The sequence below is a fragment of the Vibrio sp. R10-SF1-ISO8 genome, assembly GCF_059833805.1.
Window position 1 is genome coordinate 977495 of the sequence record NZ_JCBDHL010000021.1, and the last position, 19013, is coordinate 996507.

Genomic DNA, 19013 nt, shown 5'->3' on the forward strand with positions numbered 1-19013 from the left:
GCATGTTTGGAAGACTAACACTTGATTCAATCCCTTATCACGAACCGATTATTGTCGTCACACTAGCGGTGATTGCCTTAGTGGGTTTAGCTATTGTGGCCGCCGTTACCAAAGCGGGTAAGTGGCAATATTTATGGCACGAATGGTTTACCTCAGTTGACCATAAAAAACTGGGCTTTATGTACATCGCGGTGGCGATGGTTATGCTGATCCGTGGTTTTGCTGATGCGGTGATGATGCGCAGTCAGCAGCTCCTGTCTGCCGCTGGTGAGAGCGGCTATTTACCTCCTCATCACTACGATCAAATCTTTACCGCCCATGGCGTAATCATGATTTTTTTCGTCGCGATGCCGTTGGTTATTGGTCTGATGAACATTATTGTTCCTCTGCAAATAGGTGCCCGCGACGTAGCTTTTCCTTACTTGAATAACCTTAGCTTCTGGCTGTTTGTGGTCGGAGTGATCTTGACCAACATGTCGCTAGGTTTGGGTGAGTTTGGCCGAACTGGCTGGTTGGCTTATCCTCCGTTGTCTGGGATCGATGCCAGTCCGGGAGTCGGCGTTGACTACTGGATATGGGCTTTGCAAATCTCAGGAGTAGGGACCACACTGACTGGGGTGAACTTCTTTGCCACCATCTTGCGTATGCGTACGCCATCGATGCCAATGATGAAGATGCCGGTGTTCACTTGGGCATCCTTGTGTGCCAATATCCTGATCATCATTTCTTTCCCGATTCTGACAGTAACCATCGCGCTGTTAACGCTTGACCGCTACTTGGGCATGCACTTTTTCACCAACGATCTGGGTGGCAATGTCATGATGTATGTCAACCTGATTTGGGCATGGGGTCATCCGGAAGTGTATATTCTGATCTTGCCTATCTTTGGAGTGTTCTCTGAAGTGACCGCGACCTTCTCACGCAAGAAGTTATTTGGCTATACCTCTTTGGTGTGGGCAACGATAGTGATCACGATTTTAGCGTTTGTCGTTTGGCTTCATCACTTCTTCACCATGGGCTCGGGCGCAAATGTGAATGCCTTCTTTGGAATTGCCACCATGATTATCTCCATCCCAACTGGCGTGAAGATCTTTAACTGGCTGTTCACGATGTATAAAGGTCGTATCCGTTTTACAACGCCAATGATGTGGACGGTGGGCTTCTTGATTACCTTTACCGTCGGTGGAATGACGGGCGTATTGATGGCGGTTCCGGGGGCTGACTTCGTGTTGCACAATTCAGTGTTCCTAATTGCCCACTTCCATAACGTTATTATTGGTGGCGTGGTATTTGGCTGTTTCGCCGCTATCACTTACTGGTTCCCGAAGGCGACTGGATTCACCCTTAACGAAACTTGGGGTAAACGCGCGTTTGTGTTGTGGATTGTTGGTTTCCTTATGGCCTTCTTACCACTATATGCTTTGGGTTTTATGGGGATGACACGTCGGTTAAGCCAAGACCTCAATCCTGAATACTTCCCGCTGCTGGCCGTGGCCGCTGCTGGTACTGCTGTGATTGCCTTAGGTGTGGTGTGTCAGTTTGTTCAGTTCTATGTCAGTGTGCGTGATCGTGAGCAGAATCGCGATTTAACGGGTGATCCGTGGGGAGGGCGTACATTCGAATGGGCGACCTCATCACCACCGCCATTCTATAACTTTGCACATTTACCGAAAGGTGACGTGTTAGACGCGTTCTGGTACCAAAAACAGAACGGGGACTTTGACCCCACCAAAACAGTGGAATATGAGCGTATCCATATGCCGAAGAACACGCCAACTGGCATCTATGTGTCTGCCTGGGCACTGGCGTTTGGATTCGCGATGATTTGGTACATCTGGTGGCTTGCCGCTGCGAGCCTCGTCGGCATCATTGTGACGTGTATAGAACACAGTTACAACGAGGATGTGGATTACTACGTGGAAGTTGACGAGATAAAAGCGATTGAAGCACAGCGTCGAGAGCAATTGGAGCAGGCGAAGAAGAAACAAGTGAAAGACAATGAAAACAACGATGATCTAGAGGTGACGTATGCAAACTAATGTTACCGTTCATGACCACGAACACCACCATGATGCTACAGGTAACAAGCTCTTTGGCTTCTGGGTGTACCTGATGAGCGACTGCGTATTGTTCGCGACGTTGTTTGCGACTTACGCCGTATTGGAAAGCGCGTCGATTGCAGGTCCCACAGGTAAAGACATCTTCGAGTTGCCTTTCGTGTTTGTTGAAACCATGTTGCTGCTCTTTAGCAGCATCACGTTTGGCTTTGGCATGATCGCCCTCAAGCGCAATGATGTCACTGGGTTAAAACGTTGGTTAAAAGTAACCTTCTTACTTGGTTTGGGTTTTATTTGCATGGAAGTGTATGAGTTCCATCATCTGATTGTTGAAGGTTATGGTCCACAGCAAAGTGCGTTTCTATCGGCTTTCTTTACGTTGGTTGGGACGCACGGTTTACACGTGACCTTTGGTTTGATTTGGTTAGCGGTGTGTTATCACCAACTATCTACCAAAGGCTTGAATGAGAATATGTCGATGCGGTTCCAATGCCTGAGCTTGTTTTGGCATTTCCTCGATATCGTTTGGATTTGTGTATTCACCATCGTTTATCTCTTGGGGGTAATGTAATGGAACAGTATCTAGAAACCGGTGCGTCGGATTACGTGAAAGGCTTTGTGGCATCGTTGATTCTAACCGTCATCCCGTTTTACTTTGTTTGGGCGCAATCTTTGCCTGATGGTGCGACCTATGTGATTTTGTTTGGCTGTGCCATCGTGCAGATCTTTGTCCACTTTAAGTATTTCCTACATATGGAAGCCAAAACTTCCGATGGTCGCTGGAATTTGGTTTCATTGATGTTTACCGCCATTGTCGTTTTGATCCTCATCGCTGGCTCGGTGTGGATCATCTACAACATGAACGTCAACATGAAGTTGTAGGCATGGGTATGCTGAAACGTTATATCTCCATTACCAAGCCTGGCATCATTGTCGGGAACTTAATTTCGGTCGCGGCTGGGTTCTTCCTAGCCGCTAAAACTGAGCCTGCCAGCTTTGTGCTACTAGCAGTAACACTGTTGGGTGTTGGGCTGGTTATTGCGTCCGGCTGCGTAGTGAACAACATATTTGATCGAGATATTGACCAGAAGATGGCGCGAACTCAGCAACGTGATCTGGTTAAAGGTACCATCAATATTGATGTGGCGTTTGTCTACGCGCTAGCCCTGTTACTCAGTGGTACGGTGTTGCTTTATCAGCTTGCAAACCCATTAGCGGCGGTGGTGGTGCTACTGGGTTATGTGTTCTATGTGTTCTTCTACACCATGTGGTACAAGCGAACATCCGTATATGGCACTTTGGTTGGCAGCTTGTCGGGGGCAGTGCCTCCACTGGTCGGCTATTTGGCTGTGACCAACTACATCAGCCTTGAAGCGATGCTGCTGTTTACAATGTTTTGCTTGTGGCAAATGCCGCACTCTTATGCAATTGCCATGTTTCGTATGCAGGACTATCGCGATGCCAACATACCTGTTTTGCCACTGCAAGCTGGTATCTATAAAGCTCAGCGCCATATGAAAGCTTACGTGGTGGCGTTTGGATTAGTTTCGCTCGCTTTGTTCCTACTCGGATCCGCCGGATACGAGTACTTGGCGGTCTCTGCCTTGGTGTGTTTGATGTGGACAAGAGTAACGTTTCGTCCAATCGACGAACGCAATTACGTCCATTGGTCGAAATCAGTGTTTAAGGTGTCTTTACTGGTCGTGATGAGTATCAGTGGTGTACTCGGTCTTGAGCTGATCCCTCTGACTATATAACCTCAACCTTAGTGGTTGATACGGTGCTATATCAGATATCGACTAAGTAGCAGTGACGTTGTCGCTCACTTCGGTGACTGCACATCGAAGTAATCCCTATCGTTGCCGAATCCATTTTGGCACTAAGTATCAAAACCTGCTGTGTGATAGAAGCGAGTCTTGTATCGCACAGCCAAACACTACCTTCTCAAGCCTCAGAGGCTATTCATCTAAAGGGTTTTACTAGGGAAAGTGATTAGCTTCAGACAGTTGAAGAGAATTGAGAGCGTTTTTGAGGGCTCAAAAAACGGTGAAACCCCGATGTTGGTAGTAAGCACAATTGTAGGGTATTGATTTTTAATGTTTTCATTACTTTATAAAGCACTTCGTATCTTAAATTGACGTCTGAAATGCGAAAATACTCGAATTAGTAAAGGTATAAAAATCAATTGGTTGTATATTTGCTACTACTGTATAAGTCCACCCTATAGCGACTGATATCGGCCACTTTACTCATCTCCTCTTCATTTGCTTTTGTGGCCAATTGCCGCTCAAAACAAATCTTACCGAAAATTTCATGCATAGTTTTTCTTAAGCAATTTTCATTATTTGAAATGTGAGGAGAAGAACATGGCAATCCGATACTTAAGACCGAGTCAGTACATTGATGAGTTTTATCCTGGTTCTGGTATGTGCAACGCCACGATCATTAATTGGATAAAAATTGGCAAGCTGGGCGGTACTCGAACCCCAACGGGGCGATACCTTGTCTGTATAGATGAGGATATAGGCAACCCAGCCGATCGAATTTCAGAACTAGTCAGATTTCTGGAGTCGTAATGGTAGGTCGAGCAAGAAGTAAAGAAACGGCTCACTACCCAGCATTTCTTGTGCGAATGAGCCACAGGGGAGAGCTTCGTTTTCGCTTTACAACAGTTGAAGGTGTTAAACGACTTTTCCCTAGTGGCACAACTGAGCAAGAGGCAATTCAAGCGGCGTATGTTTATAACATGCAGAATAGGCCGGATCTGACGCAAGACTTCGATCTCAATGAGCCAACCCAATTTCAAAGAGCTATCTCCAAAGGGCGTAGAGATAAGTTTAATAAGCCATTAAAAGATTGGCTTCCTGTCGTGTTGGCCCGTGTCAAAGCGGAAGAGAAGCTCTCTAAAGATGTATTTAGAAACTTAGAACGTGACTGCGAAAGGTTAGAAGAGCATATGGGAAAGTGCTTAACAAAATCGCTGAAGTTACAGCATATCAATGAGCACATTGGTAAATACTATGCCGAACTTAATAATCGACAGCTAAATGGAAAAATCAGCAATCTGAAAAAGATATTTTCCTATTTGGCTGATGAGAGTGCGATAGATAGTAACTTTGTTCTTAACAAGAAACAGCGACGTTTATCTAAAGAGGATTACACCAAAGCACGTCACAACTTAGATTACGAAAGTTATCTCCAGATCTATGAAGCAGCACCACTATTCTTGAAAGTCGCAATGTCTTTAACCCTAGAGACGACTCATGCTGTGCGAGAAATCTACCGATTGCGTTATCGAATTAAGAAGCCTAGAGAAGGCGTATGTGGCATCCATTGGAATCCAGAGGGTAGGGTGGATTACATTGACGGCCTACCCATTTACGGAACGCTTTATATTCACCGCCAGAAAGTCCAAAAGTCAGAGACATCTGCGGTAGCGATTCCTGTCACTCAGGCGATAAAAGACATTGTTGATCTGTCTAAAACCTCAAGGCTTCACTGCCCTTACGTGGTGCATAGAAAGCCTCGCCAATTACAGCGAGGCATCTCTAAGGAAACTGACCATCTTTATCAGGTTCACCACCACAATATAAGCAAAGAGTTCAGCAAAGTAAGGGACTCTTTGGGCCTATACGATCACCTTAAGAAATCTCTTCGACCAACCTATCACGAGATTCGAGGCTTATCGGCCAGAATGATTGAGGAGCAGGGTCTAAGCGCAACTGAGCGAATGGCCCATGCTAATGCTGATACAACGAAGATCTATACAAGAGAGAATGATATTTGCTGGAATCAGGTGCCAGCGATTGAGGTGGGGCCAAAAGTTGGTTAGTAGATTCAAAAAGTCCGGATTGTTAGGAGAGTCGTAGCAGAAGGTGTGGAAACAAAGGAACAGAAACTACTGCTCGAAAAATATGGCTGTGACTTGTTTCGGGGTTACCTCTTCAGTAAGCCTTTAGATAAGGAGTCACTCAAACAATACATGGAAAGCCATTCAAATTAGCAGCTTCAATCACAGTGTAGCTTTGCTAAGTGACTAGTTGGGCAGCTTCGAGTTTAAATGCTGGACTGTAATGCCTCTTAGCACTTCTAGTCAGGTGGCCAAATTGACGATGCCACTACAAAAACACTTACCATAATCTCTCAAAGTTTATGTACTATTCCACTTACTGAAGCTTTGTGGGCCGTATTTACATGAACTTGTCTCAAATTGATTTGAATTTACTGTTTGTTTTAAAGCACCTTCTGGAAGAAAAGCATGTATCGAATACTGCTATGGCTTTAAACATGAGTCAGTCAGCAGTAAGTCGAGCATTGCAAAAAATGCGAGTTTTTTTTGATGACGAATTGTTGGTACGCAAGAAATACGGATATGAGCTGACGCCCAAAGCGGAGTCGGTAAAGCATGACATCAACAATGTCATTACAAGTTTAGAGAAACTTGCCCACAAAGACTCTTTTGACCCAAGCACCGTCACGAGCACGGTCAAGGTTTATGGGCTTCTTCCGCAGATAAATACTTTAATGCCTAAGGTGATTGCCAAGATTCGACAACAAGCTCCGAATCTTACGGTCAGCTTGGATTCAGCACCAAAACGTCATTTTGATGCCTTAGTGGCAGGGGATGTTCATTTCGCCCTGTCTTCTCACCAGCCGCCAAGTTCAGAGCAAAATATCTACCGAATGGTCGTTGCTAAGCGCACATTCCGCTTGTTAATGAACCGCGAACACCCATTGGCTGACCAAGAGCTTACCCCCGAAAAACTCGCTGATTTCGATTTTGGACAAGTTTCTTTGCAAGGTGAGAAACGGCTGTCTTTTGAACATAAGTACCAAGAGCTCGGGTTAGCGAACAAAAAACAACGCTTGTCAGCGCCAGTTCAGCTAAGCAATTTTAGTTCTGCCCCCAGCATCGCTGCGGAAACGGATATTATTTTTCATCTGCCGACGCCATTTGCTGAAGCAGCCTGCCAAGATCCTCGCTTAATCGTACGTGAAGTCCCCGCTGAGTTGCAGTTGGACTTCCAAGAGGTCTATCTATATTGGCATAAACGCTTTAACGATGACCCGATGTGTGAGTGGGTACGTGACATCTTTAAGCAGCTTTATGTTGGCAAAGATACCTTATCTTAAATGCTTTAGGCGGATAATCTAATCTTAACTATTCGTATTATGGATAGTGATATTCTGTTTTTACGATAGAGATTATCTTGTCAGTGATTGTTTGAATCGGGTTTAATTGAGAATAGTTATTAAATGCAATTACATTCTAAATTAGCTCAATATGAAACCTATTTTCTCACATACTCTACTGTCTACATCCGTCGCTTGTGCTTTTCTTGCTGTACCTATGGCAAGCATTGCGAGTAACCAACTTTCCGCTTCAGATAACAACAATACAACGACCATGGAGACCATGGTTGTTACGGCATCAGGCTACGAACAACTGGTTACAGAAGCGCCCGCAACAATTAGTGTTCTCACTCGAGAACAACTTGAAAACCGCTCTTATAAAGACCTTACCGATGCCCTAACTGACATCCCTGGAGTCACAGTGACGGGTGGTGGTGATGGACAGGACATCTCAATCCGAGGTATGCCTGCCCAATATACAGCAATTCTTGTCGATGGCAGAAAGCAGTCTGGCCGAGAAACCCAAACCAACGGTAGTACATTTACCGAACAAGATTGGCTACCGCCACTGAGTGCGATTGAACGCATCGAAGTCGTCCGTGGCCCTATGTCGACTTTGTATGGCTCAGATGCATTAGGTGGTGTGATTAACATCATTACTCGAAAAGACTATCAACAGTGGCACGGCAGTTTGCGAACTGAAATGACGCTTCAAGAAAACTCAAAATCAGGGAACAGCCATCAAGGACAATTATACCTTGCGGGCCCAATTGTCGATGGTCTATTGAGTGCTTCTGTAACTGGCCTATATCAGGAAAGAAAAGAAGATGAAATAGAAGGCGGTTATGCGGGTAAAACGCTCGATAACTACCGAGCGTCTGTCTACCTCACTCCAACGACGGATGATACTTTCACGCTAGAATTTACCAATCACAACCAAAAGCGAGTGACGACCCTAGACAAATCAGTGGTGCGAGAATCTCAAGTCGCCGAGCGAGAATATGAGCGTCAATCTGTTGGTCTCGGTCACGATGGTGATTACGCATGGGGGACGAGCACTTCATTTATTAGCACGGAAACAGTCAAAAATATTGGTGCAGAGAAAGAGGTCAAAAATAGCCAAATCAATACTCAGCTAGGCCTGCCTATTGATGCTCATTATCTAACACTGGGTGCATCATTTGAGCAAAAGGATCTAACAGACAATAGTTTATCGCTTACTTCTAAAAACCAACAATGGGCACTATTTGCTGAAGATGAATGGTATCTGACGGATACATTCGCTCTCACTCTTGGTTTACGTTACGACGACAATGAGATCTTTGATGGGCAGATTAGCCCAAGAGTCTACGGGGTTTGGTCCATTGATCCAAGCTGGACACTAAAAGGGGGTGTATCTACCGGCTATCGTGCTCCTAGCCTGACAGAAATGGACGAAGACTGGGTTCAAGAAAGCTGTCGAGGCCGTTGCGCAATTTATGGAAATCCAGAGTTAACGCCAGAGACCTCAGTCAACACGGAGATGGGGTTATATTACGTCGATGATAGAGATCTTTCTGCAAACGTTACTCTGTTTTACAGCGATTTCAAAAACAAAATAGAAAGTGAATTTGTCGACCCAACTTGTACAGATAGTAGGCGCTGTGACCGCACTTATATCAATATTGATGATGCGATTAGCTATGGTGCGGAAAGCTCAGTATCTAAGGGCATTACCGAATCGATCACACTAAGTGCAACCTACACTTATACTCGCAGTGAAAAGAGCACCAGTGACGAAGATGATGGCTTGCCACTTGTTCAAGCACCTGAAAATCTGATCTCGATTAACGGTGATTGGGTAGTGCGTGACGATGTTGTTTCATGGGTGCGTGTGAACTATCAAGGCGAAGAGAAAAACAACATTACGAGCGATAGTACAAGAACATTAGCGCCTTCTATTACTTACGTGGACCTTGGTGCGAACTGGCGTGTCACTAACAATGTGAAGTTAATGGCAGCGGTTTACAACCTGTTCGATGAACAAACCACAGAGGAAGAGTTTGGTTACATTGAAGATGGCCGACGTTACTGGTTAGCGGCTGAAGCGACTTTCTGATCGAGTTACCTTTTTAGGCGAAGAATAAAACTATGAATACGAAAATTAAGTCTGCAATGGCCTCTCTATTACTCATTCCTTTTGCCTGTTTCGCAGGGGAGTTCAATGTAGAGAAAGACATCTTGTTCAAAACCGTAGGTGAAAGAGAGATTAAGCTCGATCTTTATACACCCTCGGCTGAAGCAAATACGCAATACCCGCTCTTGGTTTGGGTGCATGGTGGCGCATGGAAACGTGGGAGCAAAGATGCAATCCCAGAAAAGAACCCATTATTACTCCAATCGGTATTGAATGAGGGCTATGCGTTAGCGTCGGTTGATTATCGCTTGAGTGGGGAGGCGACCTTTCCTAAGCCTGTTCAAGACATCAATGATGCACTGAACTATCTGCACGATAATGCTGAAAAGCTCGGTATCAAAGCGGATCATCTCGTGATGATGGGACGCTCAGCGGGCGGCCATTTGGCGGGTTTTATCGGCGCAACTAACTCAGCATACAACCAAGTGGATTTCTATGAACCGCCGAAATATAAGGTTTCTGCTGTGGTGAGTTTTTTCGGTCCTACTGATTTACTTGAGTTAGGCAATAAGGGGGGCAAGAAAACCAGCAAGAAGTCGTCAGTATCTCGCTTCTTAGGGGATATCCCTAGCCTTGTTCCAGAGATTGCCAAGCAAGCATCAACGACGACCTATGTAAACGAGAGCACGCCCCCATACATCCAACTGCACGGCACTTTGGATAAGCGAGTGCCTTTATCTCAAAGTGAGATATTAAAAGCAAAGCTGGATGAATACAGGGTACCTAATCAACTGTTCATTGAAGAAGGTGTTGGGCACAGTGCCCCAGTCTTTGATACCGATAAGTACGTCCCGCATGTTTTGGGTTTCTTGAAGAAATATTTTCCGAATTAACAGTCTCGATCGATAAGCTGCTTAGAAAATTCTGACTGTTTCATACTAAGCCAATTGCAACAGCAATTGGCTTTTTCACACTTCTCTTATGGAGCTCTTATTTTAATAATTGATACGAGCCTAGCTTAGCAATAAACAATGGTTGAATCCTTAAAAGTCGCTATGTTTTAAACCTTCGAGACAACTCATGTTGTGCGAGACATCTACTGTTTACGTTATCGAATTATTCGGCCTTTTGTATTTGACTTAATTGTGAGCTAGTCCTGTCACTCCAAACATGGAGTGACAGGACGGACAGCGCCCGCCATTCCTACCTTCCGAGCGGATTCTCAGAATTATCAGCGAATGACGCCGAACCCAAACTGGCGCTGAGAGCGTCACTAAATTTGAATACTCAACACTCATCGCACACAATGAAATGGAAATAAATACGCAGCCATTGCTGCATAGCCTACTTGTAAAAGAAACCAATTAATTACCAGCGCATTCTTATCTCACCAGCCCAACGGGCTTCTGGGGATTAAGCAATTGCACATGGCTTACAGTCATTCAATTGTTCGGAATTTCTGACCGCACAGTAGTCTCACTCCATTACCTAATTACTTCATAGAAGTGATAGGCGTTCTGTCGAAATGAACGGGAGTAACAACACTAATCTTAAATCGCATTGATACCTAACTACTGCCCCCGTGAAATAAGAACCTTCGAATGACAAGAGAAAGAGCCGACAACACACGGCTCTTTATTTTTCATTTATCAAGAAGAGGGTTAGCGCATGGCTACTAATTTCTATTTCCAAATTACCCGTTTACTACACCGAAACCCAGATGGATCAAAAGCAACTCAAGCGGAGCGAAAGAAAGTGCTCAAGCTGGTGGACAGTCAACTAAAAGAGCTCAACGTACGAAATTTAGAGCTAAAGAATTTTGGCCGTCGACACATAGTAAAGTTATTAACTCACTGGCAATCGCAAGGCTTGTCGGCTGGTACAATCAAAAACCGAATGTCTCACCTAAGATGGCTATCAGAAAAAATTGGTAAGCCGGGGCTTATACCTGCTAACAATGCTTCTCTCGGTATAGAAAAACGTCACTACGTAACAAACATCAATCGATCCCGCCACATATCAAATGAGCAATTATCTAGGCTCAATAACCGCTATTTAGAAGCAAGCTTCAGATTACAGGCCGCCTTTGGCCTTCGCCGAGAAGAGTGCATGAAGATAATACTGCGCTTTTCAGACAAAGGTGATCACTTAGTCCTGACTAAAACGAAAGGCGCTAGACCCCGAACCGTACCAATCAGAACTCAAGCGCAGCGTGAACTCATCGATTTGATAAAAAAGTGGGTGGGGGATGGCTCACTAATACCTAGAGAGGACACGTATAAAACTCATCTAGGTAGATACGAACGGGCGTGTATCAAGATGGGGCTCGATCGTGCACATGGCCTGAGACATGCGTATGCGCACCAGCGATACCTTGAGTTGACGGGTAATAGCGCTCCTGCTGCGGGAGGCCCGTCAACGAAAGGGTTGAGTGGTGCAGACAAGCAGCGTGACTATGAAGCCAGAATGATCATAAGCGAAGAGCTAGGGCATGGCCGAGAGGAAGTGACAGCGGTTTATCTAGGCCGTTGAATTAGAGGTTAGATCCCAACAACCGATCTAAAAAGTGTTCTAGGTTAGAACACTTTTTTCTTTTTCGGAGGAGCAAAATGTTCACAGTCAGAACATTTTTAGCTGTTTATCCGAGTTTTCCTAACTTGTTCTTGCCCCATTGCGTGTTTAGCACTTACGTCTCGTACTATAAATGTGAGCAGAAATTGCAGTACTTTCACTAATCAAAATCACCATTTGAGATGCCCAAAAGGACGAAAAGTGGAATAACTCTCGGTTTGTGTCACTATTACCTAAACTTGTTCATTACTGAGTTGTTTTATAATGGTTTTCATGTAGGCCCAAATTTCTACTCTGAGTCAGTCAGATGAATTATTCGTTGAGAAGGTTAGCCTTTCTGCCTGATAAGCTCCGTTTCAAAGGAAATAAATATGGATATCGATGTCTGGTTTACTTATGTTGTGACTGTGTTGGTGTTAATGAGTACACCAGGACCAAGTCAACTGCTTATGTTATCGAATAGTATGGGTAGTGGATTTCGACGATCAATCTATACCGCGATTGGTGACTTGACGGCGAACTTTTTTCAGATGGTCATTGCAGCACTTGGTTTAACCACCGTTATTGCAAATTCACAACATTTTTTTACCGCTGTAAAATGGGGTGGTGTAGCGTATTTGTTTTATCTAGGCATGAAATTATTGTTATCTAATCCCTCTAACACCATTGAGCAACAAGGACAACAACGCTCTAAGTCCTCTCTTTATTGGCAAGGTTTTATAACATCAGCTGCCAATCCGAAAGCTGTGGTTTTCTTTGCAGCCTTATTCCCTCAATTTATCAACCCTGAATCGGGGTTGTTGATGCAGTTTGTGGTTTTGAGTTCTACTTACTTAATAATGGACTGCGTATTCCTGTGCTTCTACGGCAAGTTTGCAGAGTCGATAGCACATAGACTTTATGGAAATATGAAGCATCAGTTGGATAGAGTGTCAGGTATTTTTTTGATGGTTGCAGCAGTACTGTTAGGTAATAAAGAGGTCAGTTAGCCAGAATGACGGCTTATATAACGTTTAAGGATTTAAAAGAATTTTTCTCATCGAAATTGTTTTTGTCCCCGATTGTCTCTGTGCATCCTGAACGCAAAGTCGCTTGTATGCATGTCGTGCTTGGCAACGATGACGTTGGGATTAAATGGAAGGGAGTTTTCGATGCGATATTACACAACATCATCAGTCAGCCTTGCTCACATTAAATTGAACAATGCTAGTTTTGTTGAAGGAACTGCTCGAAGTTAGTTGTTGTGTCGTCGCTGGTAAACCTTGAGCCTGTAATCCCCTCGGCAATGATATTGCGCGCTTGGCTATACATTTTCTCAGATAAAGGAATATAACCCGCGGTACTTACTGAGCGCTCAATATTTCTTGGATGAAAGGTATGGGAAAGGAAACGGCGAACACTTGCTCTTTTCGAGATCGCGGCTTTGTTGACGTAAAGGAAGAGTGGTCGTGAAAGGTCACTATATTGACCACTGATGACATTCTCTACACTTGGTTTTATCGGTGTTCCGTGAGTATTGGTTATCGCGACTGCTTTGAGCTTATCTTGATTTTGTTGGTAGTAGGAGTAACCAAGATAGGCCATGGCATTTGTATCTGCCGCCACTTCCGCTGCCATTGCATTGTCATCTTCATTAGCAATGTAGTCTTGTCGGCTGTCTACCTTATTTAAAACCATATTAACAAAGTAGTCGTAAGTACCAGAATCAGCACCTGGCCCATGCAGTATAAGCGGATTTGAAGGGTAGGTTGTGTGGACTTCACTCCATAGTTGAATCTTCTGCTCTGATGAGGCTTGCCAAATTTTCGCCAGTTGGCTGATAGGCATAGCGTCGAGCCAGTGGTTGTTTCTATTTACGACTACGGTAATTGCATCGAGAGCGATGGGCAGCTCGATAAACTCGATACCATTGGCTTTACACAACTCTAATTCACTTGCTTTGATAGGGCGTGAGGCGTTAGAGATGTCGGTTCGCCCACGGCAAAATTTTCTAAACCCTCCACCAGTGCCCGTAATGCCGATCACAACGTGGGTTCGGCTGCCTTCTGCTAGCATATATTGTTGGGCGGATTGTTTAGTAATTGGATAGACCGTGCTAGAGCCTTCAATCTTAATCAAGTCTTTAGCTATCGCATGACCGGCGGAGAGAAAAAATACCAACCAGAAATAGTTCGTTAAGATCTTAATGACGTGTTTATTCATGATGCAAAAGCGTTAGTTAAACGCGAACGATGATTGTTTTGACTCGGAGAATATAGTTTTTTTGTTGTTTATAAACAATGGAGCAGCGCTAGTTTCATTTAATGTTCATTAATAACTACTGCATAAGTTTTAATCTAGTAATCATTCATCGGTTTGCAATAAAACTTGGCTAGGTTAAGCCAAAGATACCGAAAAACTATTGAAAGAACACAATCCAATTGCAACTGTTATGAAACGTAAGTTCGTGTTTACCTCCTTTTTGGCTTTATTAGTCATTATCTCTACCTCTGCATTGGTTACACAAGCGAACTATTTGCTTCGTGATAAATCTCCTTTTGCTGAAGCGGCGGCGGAGATAAAAATCAATGGCACACTGGCATATCTTTGGTTTGATGAAATCATGTCGGGCGACACGGCACAGTCAATCCAAGAGGTATGGTATTACCTTGAAATTGCCGATTGGCACGTTGTTGCGTTGCTTGAAGGTGGCGAAAGCATCATGGGAAGTTACTTGGCTGTCGAGGATGAGGAGATACGCAGCCAATTGATTTCTCTTCGTGAGCTATTAGCTGAATTTAAGGCCAATGTTGAGACTCACTATCAACATGTTCAGTCGGATCGTATCAGCAACGTGAACTCTGTACGCAGGGATGAGCAGTTTCTAGAGTTTGCGAGTAAGGCCGATGAAATACAGCGTGTGATTAAGGCCAGCTATGAATCTGGTATTGAGACTTACACCCGCACCAGTATTGCTTTGATCATCGCTGTGATTATCATTGCTGCATACTCAATCCGTATTCAGCACAAATATGAACAAAACAGAGATACCTTGCTGCAGTCTTTAACTGACGCCAACAACGCTATCGAAGAGAAAAACGCTTTACTGCATAACCGTGCTTACTTTGACCCTTTAACCAATCTACCAAATCGAACGCTTTTCCTTGATCGGCTCAATCAATCGATCCTCAATGCCGAGCGATCTAAAAAGTCTTTTGCATTATTGTTTATCGACCTTGACCATTTTAAGGATGTGAATGACCAATACGGTCATGAGATTGGCGATCAGTTATTAAAAGGGGTTGCTAAGCGCATGAACCATTGTATTCGTGTGACTGACCTTTCTGCTCGTTTTAGTGGTGATGAGTTTGTGGTTGTTCTAGGGCATTTAAATGATGTTAGCTCGGCTATCAGTGTGGCTAATCGTATTGCTTCAAACCTGATTGAGTCGCTGTCCAGTCATTTCCAGTTAGACAGTCATAGCGTTCAGATTTCAGCCAGCATTGGTGTCTCTATCTACCCAGAAGACAGCAGCACTCAAGACACCTTGATTCGATATGCGGACAACGCGATGTACCATGCGAAGTCTATGGGCAAAAACAACTTCCAGTTCTATTCCAAAGAGCTTAACCGTATCGCGCTGTCACAAAAAGAAACCGAAAATGCCCTTGACGTGGCGATTGAGCAAGATCAGCTGGAGCTGCACTATTTACCCAAGTGGAACTTAAGCAACGAAGAAATTGAAGGTGTCGAGGCGCTTGTGCGCTGGAGGCATCCGCACAAAGGCTTGCTATACCCGAATGATTTTATTCCGGTGGCAGAATCGACAGGACAAATTCGCTTACTTGATTTGTTGGTTACCCAAAAAGCCCTCGAGCAACAGACGAAGTGGCTTGAGCAGGGTATCGATTTCGGAGTGATGGGCATTAACATCTCGGCTCGCAGCCTAAAACACCCTGAGTTTTACGACGCACTCAAAGGCACTATATTATCTTCGCGTGTACCGACCGAAAAGATAGAAATTGAGATCACTGAAACGGTAATGGTTGAGAATGTAGAAGTAGCGCAGAGATTGTTTGCTGAGCTTAAGTCACTTGGCGTTCGCATTGCTCTGGATGACTTTGGGACAGGTTTTTCCTCTCTCTCATATCTTAAAGATTTCGAGTTCGAAACGCTCAAAATTGATCGCAGCTTTGTTATGAACTATTCAACCAGTAACAAATCCTTGGTGCTCTTAAAGAACATAGTCCAGCTTGGCAATGAATTGGGGGTATCCGTTGTAGCAGAAGGAGTTGAGACCGCTCAGCAACAGTCGGATCTTTACCAGATGGGGTGTTTAACCGGGCAAGGTTATTACCTGACGAAGCCTATGCCAGCTCAGCAGCTAGTCTCTAAACTGATCGAACGCAAATCCGATGATAATGTGTTTGAGCTAGAGCGCCGCGCTTAAGCTAATTCTTTAGACAAAAAAATGCACCTCACTAAGAGGTGCAAAACTAGAATGGAGTTTAACATGGACTGTAAACAGCGCGTCACTTGATTCACAACCCACGTTAATGCTAACGTGCTCAGATGTCGCTTTGATGAAACAACAGAAATTACTCCACTTCAACGTTGTTTTGTTGAACGAGTTGGATCAAGTCGAATTTAGATTGTGTGCCTTTGACCACATCTAACATGGTCTGGGCAATTCTTTCATCACCGCCAAAGGCTTTCATGACGCTGTTTTTTATTTTATAGGCAGAGTAGCCTTCACTGAGCATCCAGCTTATCCAAAAATATTCGGGGCTATCAGAATCCAGTAGCGTTTTATCACTGAGTGTAAAGCGAACCATCGACCAGCATCCTTGCATTGGAATTGACCTCAGAATGGTAACAGTTTATGCAATAGTTCTGTAACAAAATGTTTTGCACTGGCTTGCATTTTCGGATGAAACAGGATGCATTTGATAATGAAAGTGCTGGCGCTGTAATTCGCCGATAACAAAAAGTAACTCGCTAAAATAGTGTGACAAGGAACAGAGCCCTAAGCTGGATCTATCTCATCGGCCAGTCGTTGGTATTTTCCCAGAAGTGATTCACGACGCAATTCGAGGATTTCATCAATCAGCTTCTCTTTCGCCGTCATTCCAAAGTGCTGTGCGTAGTTATTGATTTTAGTGACATCACTTTTGCATAAGCGGTAGATATTATCCTTTATTAACTCTTGGGCTTCCTTCTTTATCAGTCCTTGTTTTTGCATTAGTTGAATGATCTGTTGATCTTTTTCAAGTGCTTTCCGTTTCATAGGTTCTATTCGGTGCTGCGGAGGATAACGCGGGGTACTTTAGCGACAGGATGTGACAGTTTTATTGCTGTAGGTTTGATTTAATTGACAATCATTTGGCGGAGAATTGGTTGCTCATGGTGCAAAACGATGTAGTATTTTTCGCCCATCTCGTAACCAACAACGCTGTGGTTTTGCGGGGTCATAAACAACAGGTTGTCTGCGCGATGCAAGCCAATCAGGTTAACCACTTGGACAAAACCAAGTCTCGGCAATTTACGACCAAGTATGGCATCGAGTGAGATAACACCTCCAAATGGCTTAAACAGTTTGGTTCCATTGGGTTGAACAGTACAGACATGATCAAAGTTAGGGTACGAGCGAAGGTAGCTAGGTAGTTGAAAAATACACTTCCGCTTGGCTTTATCTTCTAACGTAACATAGCTGTTGGTCTGCAAATAAGTGTCCCTATTTAACCATGATGACTCTAACGATAAATCCATCTTATGACATCCGTGTGACAGGTATTCAGACTGATGAAATCAGAATGAGTGAGGTATCTAAACGGCTTACATCGCGTTGAGCTTTGCAAGCTCATCCTTGAGGTCTTGATCATTGAGATCCGCTTGTTGAAGTATGCCGCTCATCGCAATGATTCTTCGCTGCAGGGATTCATAGAGTAGATCACAATGGGCGGAAAGTTGCTGTTCGTCGCCTTGCTGGGGAAAAGCGTCAGCCTGCCAGTGAACTCTAATCCCCCCAGATAACCACAAAGGCGTCGGTTCATTGTGTAAAGAATCACAAAGGGTAATCACTATGTCTGGCAGAAATGCCGTCCTTTCTTCCCAAGAATGCGCGTAATTGTGTGGAACCGGGAGACTTTTGTTTTGCAGAAAGTGTTTAACCACAGGGTTGATAGAACCGGTTGGGTGAGAGCCGCCACTCGCGACGGCAAACTGTGAAGGCAAATACTGTTTGGCCAACGACTCGGCGATAACACTGCGTCCTGCGTTATGTCTACATATAAATAGTATCTTCTGATTCATCGACGTTTCCTTTAAATACTAATGCAGAGTTTCAACCGAATTGACCCTGAAGGTATCCTCTGGTCAGTTCATGCTCCGGTTGAGTGAAAATCTGTTCAGTTGGATTGACTTCAACCAATTTGCCCAAATGAAAGTAGGCTGTTCGCTGAGAAACACGTCTGGCTTGTTGCATTGAATGGGTCACAATGGCAATCGAAAAACTTTCTCTCAGTTCATGTATCAGTTTTTCAATATGGGCGGTCGCAATTGGGTCTAAAGCTGAGCATGGTTCATCCATTAAAATGACTTCAGGGCTGATCGAAATCGCTCTGGCAATACATAATCGCTGTTGTTGCCCACCAGATAGTCCGGTTGCGGGTGAGTCTAGTCTCGAACACACCTCATTCCACAGCCCGGCCTTTCTGAGCGAGCTTTCGACAATATGATCAAGCTCCAACTTGGATTCAACCAGACCGTGGAGTTTGGGCCCGTAACAGATGTTTTCATAGATTGATTTGGGAAAAGGGTTAGGTTTTTGAAACACCATCCCGACCCGAGCACGAAGCTCTTCAGGCTCCAAGAAAAAGACATCTTGGCCGTCGAGGGTCATATCACCGATAACCTGACAATGTGGTATGGAGTCGTTCATGCGATTTAAGCAGCGTAAGAAGGTCGATTTACCACAACCTGACGGGCCAACTAACGCAAGAACCTCATTGCGGCCTAGGTCTAAATTCACATCAAATAAAGCCTGAACGCCAGAGTAATAAACACTAAGATCTTTGGTCGTCATGCTCGCGTTTTGCGATTGATAGACCCCTAGGCTTGAGCGATTGTGTTGCGACTGGAGTCTCTCATCTGGCGCT

General features: G+C 44.3%; 19 protein-coding genes. 13 read left to right on the forward strand and 6 right to left on the reverse strand.

The genetic code is table 11. From position 1 onward, the window contains the following. Positions 1 to 2: 2 nt before the first annotated feature. From cyoB to AC6R00_RS22610, 12 genes are all read left to right on the forward strand, one after another. Entirely contained in the window at positions 3 to 2039 is a 2037-nt protein-coding gene (cyoB, locus tag AC6R00_RS22555) for a cytochrome o ubiquinol oxidase subunit I (RefSeq protein WP_500642016.1), read from the forward strand. After that, positions 2029 to 2628 carry a cytochrome o ubiquinol oxidase subunit III gene (gene cyoC, locus AC6R00_RS22560; protein WP_500642017.1) on the forward strand — a complete coding sequence of 200 codons (600 nt, stop codon included), beginning with the start codon at positions 2029 to 2031 and terminating at the stop codon, positions 2626 to 2628. The genes cyoB and cyoC overlap by 11 nt, the downstream gene beginning before the upstream one ends. Next, positions 2628 to 2939, forward strand: a complete 312-nt coding sequence (cyoD, locus tag AC6R00_RS22565; protein ID WP_500642018.1) for a cytochrome o ubiquinol oxidase subunit IV — start codon at positions 2628 to 2630, stop codon at positions 2937 to 2939. The genes cyoC and cyoD overlap by 1 nt, the downstream gene beginning before the upstream one ends. Next, positions 2900 to 3814 (forward strand): heme o synthase, encoded by a 915-nt coding sequence (gene cyoE / locus AC6R00_RS22570; protein WP_500642019.1) that lies wholly within the window; start codon positions 2900 to 2902, stop codon positions 3812 to 3814. The genes cyoD and cyoE overlap by 40 nt, the downstream gene beginning before the upstream one ends. 609 nt (positions 3815 to 4423) lie before the next feature. Continuing rightward, positions 4424 to 4633, forward strand: a complete 210-nt coding sequence (locus tag AC6R00_RS22575; RefSeq protein ID WP_500642020.1) for a MerR family transcriptional regulator — start codon at positions 4424 to 4426, stop codon at positions 4631 to 4633. Next, positions 4633 to 5889, forward strand: coding sequence for a site-specific integrase (locus AC6R00_RS22580; RefSeq protein ID WP_500642021.1), 1257 nt, complete (start codon positions 4633 to 4635; stop codon positions 5887 to 5889). Before AC6R00_RS22575 ends, AC6R00_RS22580 begins: the two co-directional genes overlap by 1 nt. Positions 5890 to 5907: 18 nt before the next feature. Further along, the gene (locus AC6R00_RS22585; RefSeq protein ID WP_500642230.1) at positions 5908 to 6060 is read left to right on the forward strand and encodes an EAL domain-containing protein; all 153 of its coding nucleotides are present in this window, start codon (positions 5908 to 5910) and stop codon (positions 6058 to 6060) included. A gap of 191 nt (positions 6061 to 6251) precedes the next feature. Beyond that, a complete protein-coding gene (locus AC6R00_RS22590; protein ID WP_457867456.1) occupies positions 6252 to 7190 on the forward strand; it encodes a LysR family transcriptional regulator in 939 nt (312 codons plus the stop codon). 151 nt (positions 7191 to 7341) lie between these two features. Then, on the forward strand, positions 7342 to 9288 hold the full coding sequence (locus AC6R00_RS22595; protein WP_500642022.1) for a TonB-dependent receptor domain-containing protein: 1947 nt from the start codon (positions 7342 to 7344) through the stop codon (positions 9286 to 9288). Between the two features lie 32 nt (positions 9289 to 9320). After that, positions 9321 to 10199, forward strand: coding sequence for an alpha/beta hydrolase fold domain-containing protein (locus tag AC6R00_RS22600; RefSeq protein WP_500642023.1), 879 nt, complete (start codon positions 9321 to 9323; stop codon positions 10197 to 10199). 775 nt (positions 10200 to 10974) lie between these two features. Next, a complete protein-coding gene (locus tag AC6R00_RS22605; protein WP_500642024.1) occupies positions 10975 to 11838 on the forward strand; it encodes a phage integrase N-terminal domain-containing protein in 864 nt (287 codons plus the stop codon). Positions 11839 to 12248: 410 nt separating this feature from the next. Beyond that, entirely contained in the window at positions 12249 to 12866 is a 618-nt protein-coding gene (locus AC6R00_RS22610; RefSeq protein WP_172848862.1) for a LysE family translocator, read from the forward strand. Between the two features lie 217 nt (positions 12867 to 13083). On the opposite strand, the gene AC6R00_RS22615 is transcribed toward AC6R00_RS22610, so the two are convergent. Continuing rightward, the gene (locus AC6R00_RS22615) at positions 13084 to 14079 is read right to left on the reverse strand and encodes a PstS family phosphate ABC transporter substrate-binding protein (RefSeq protein WP_500642025.1); all 996 of its coding nucleotides are present in this window, start codon (positions 14077 to 14079) and stop codon (positions 13084 to 13086) included. A gap of 229 nt (positions 14080 to 14308) precedes the next feature. Between AC6R00_RS22615 and AC6R00_RS22620 the strand changes: the two genes are divergently transcribed. Then, positions 14309 to 16306 (forward strand): putative bifunctional diguanylate cyclase/phosphodiesterase, encoded by a 1998-nt coding sequence (locus AC6R00_RS22620; protein WP_500642026.1) that lies wholly within the window; start codon positions 14309 to 14311, stop codon positions 16304 to 16306. Between the two features lie 148 nt (positions 16307 to 16454). Here the strand turns inward: AC6R00_RS22620 and AC6R00_RS22625 are convergent, their stop codons facing one another. The 5 genes from AC6R00_RS22625 to pstB form a co-directional block, all read right to left on the reverse strand. After that, positions 16455 to 16691: a hypothetical protein gene (locus AC6R00_RS22625; RefSeq protein WP_500642027.1), complete on the reverse strand. Its 237-nt coding sequence runs from the start codon at positions 16689 to 16691 to the stop codon at positions 16455 to 16457. A gap of 191 nt (positions 16692 to 16882) precedes the next feature. Beyond that, entirely contained in the window at positions 16883 to 17143 is a 261-nt protein-coding gene (locus AC6R00_RS22630; RefSeq protein ID WP_500642028.1) for a hypothetical protein, read from the reverse strand. An 80-nt stretch (positions 17144 to 17223) separates the two neighbouring features. Beyond that, entirely contained in the window at positions 17224 to 17625 is a 402-nt protein-coding gene (locus AC6R00_RS22635) for a hypothetical protein (protein WP_172848857.1), read from the reverse strand. A 66-nt stretch (positions 17626 to 17691) separates the two neighbouring features. After that, positions 17692 to 18168 (reverse strand): arsenate reductase/protein-tyrosine-phosphatase family protein, encoded by a 477-nt coding sequence (locus AC6R00_RS22640; protein ID WP_172848856.1) that lies wholly within the window; start codon positions 18166 to 18168, stop codon positions 17692 to 17694. 31 nt (positions 18169 to 18199) lie between these two features. Next, on the reverse strand, positions 18200 to 18940 hold the full coding sequence (gene pstB / locus AC6R00_RS22645; RefSeq protein ID WP_500642231.1) for a phosphate ABC transporter ATP-binding protein PstB: 741 nt from the start codon (positions 18938 to 18940) through the stop codon (positions 18200 to 18202). Positions 18941 to 19013 lie beyond the last annotated feature (73 nt).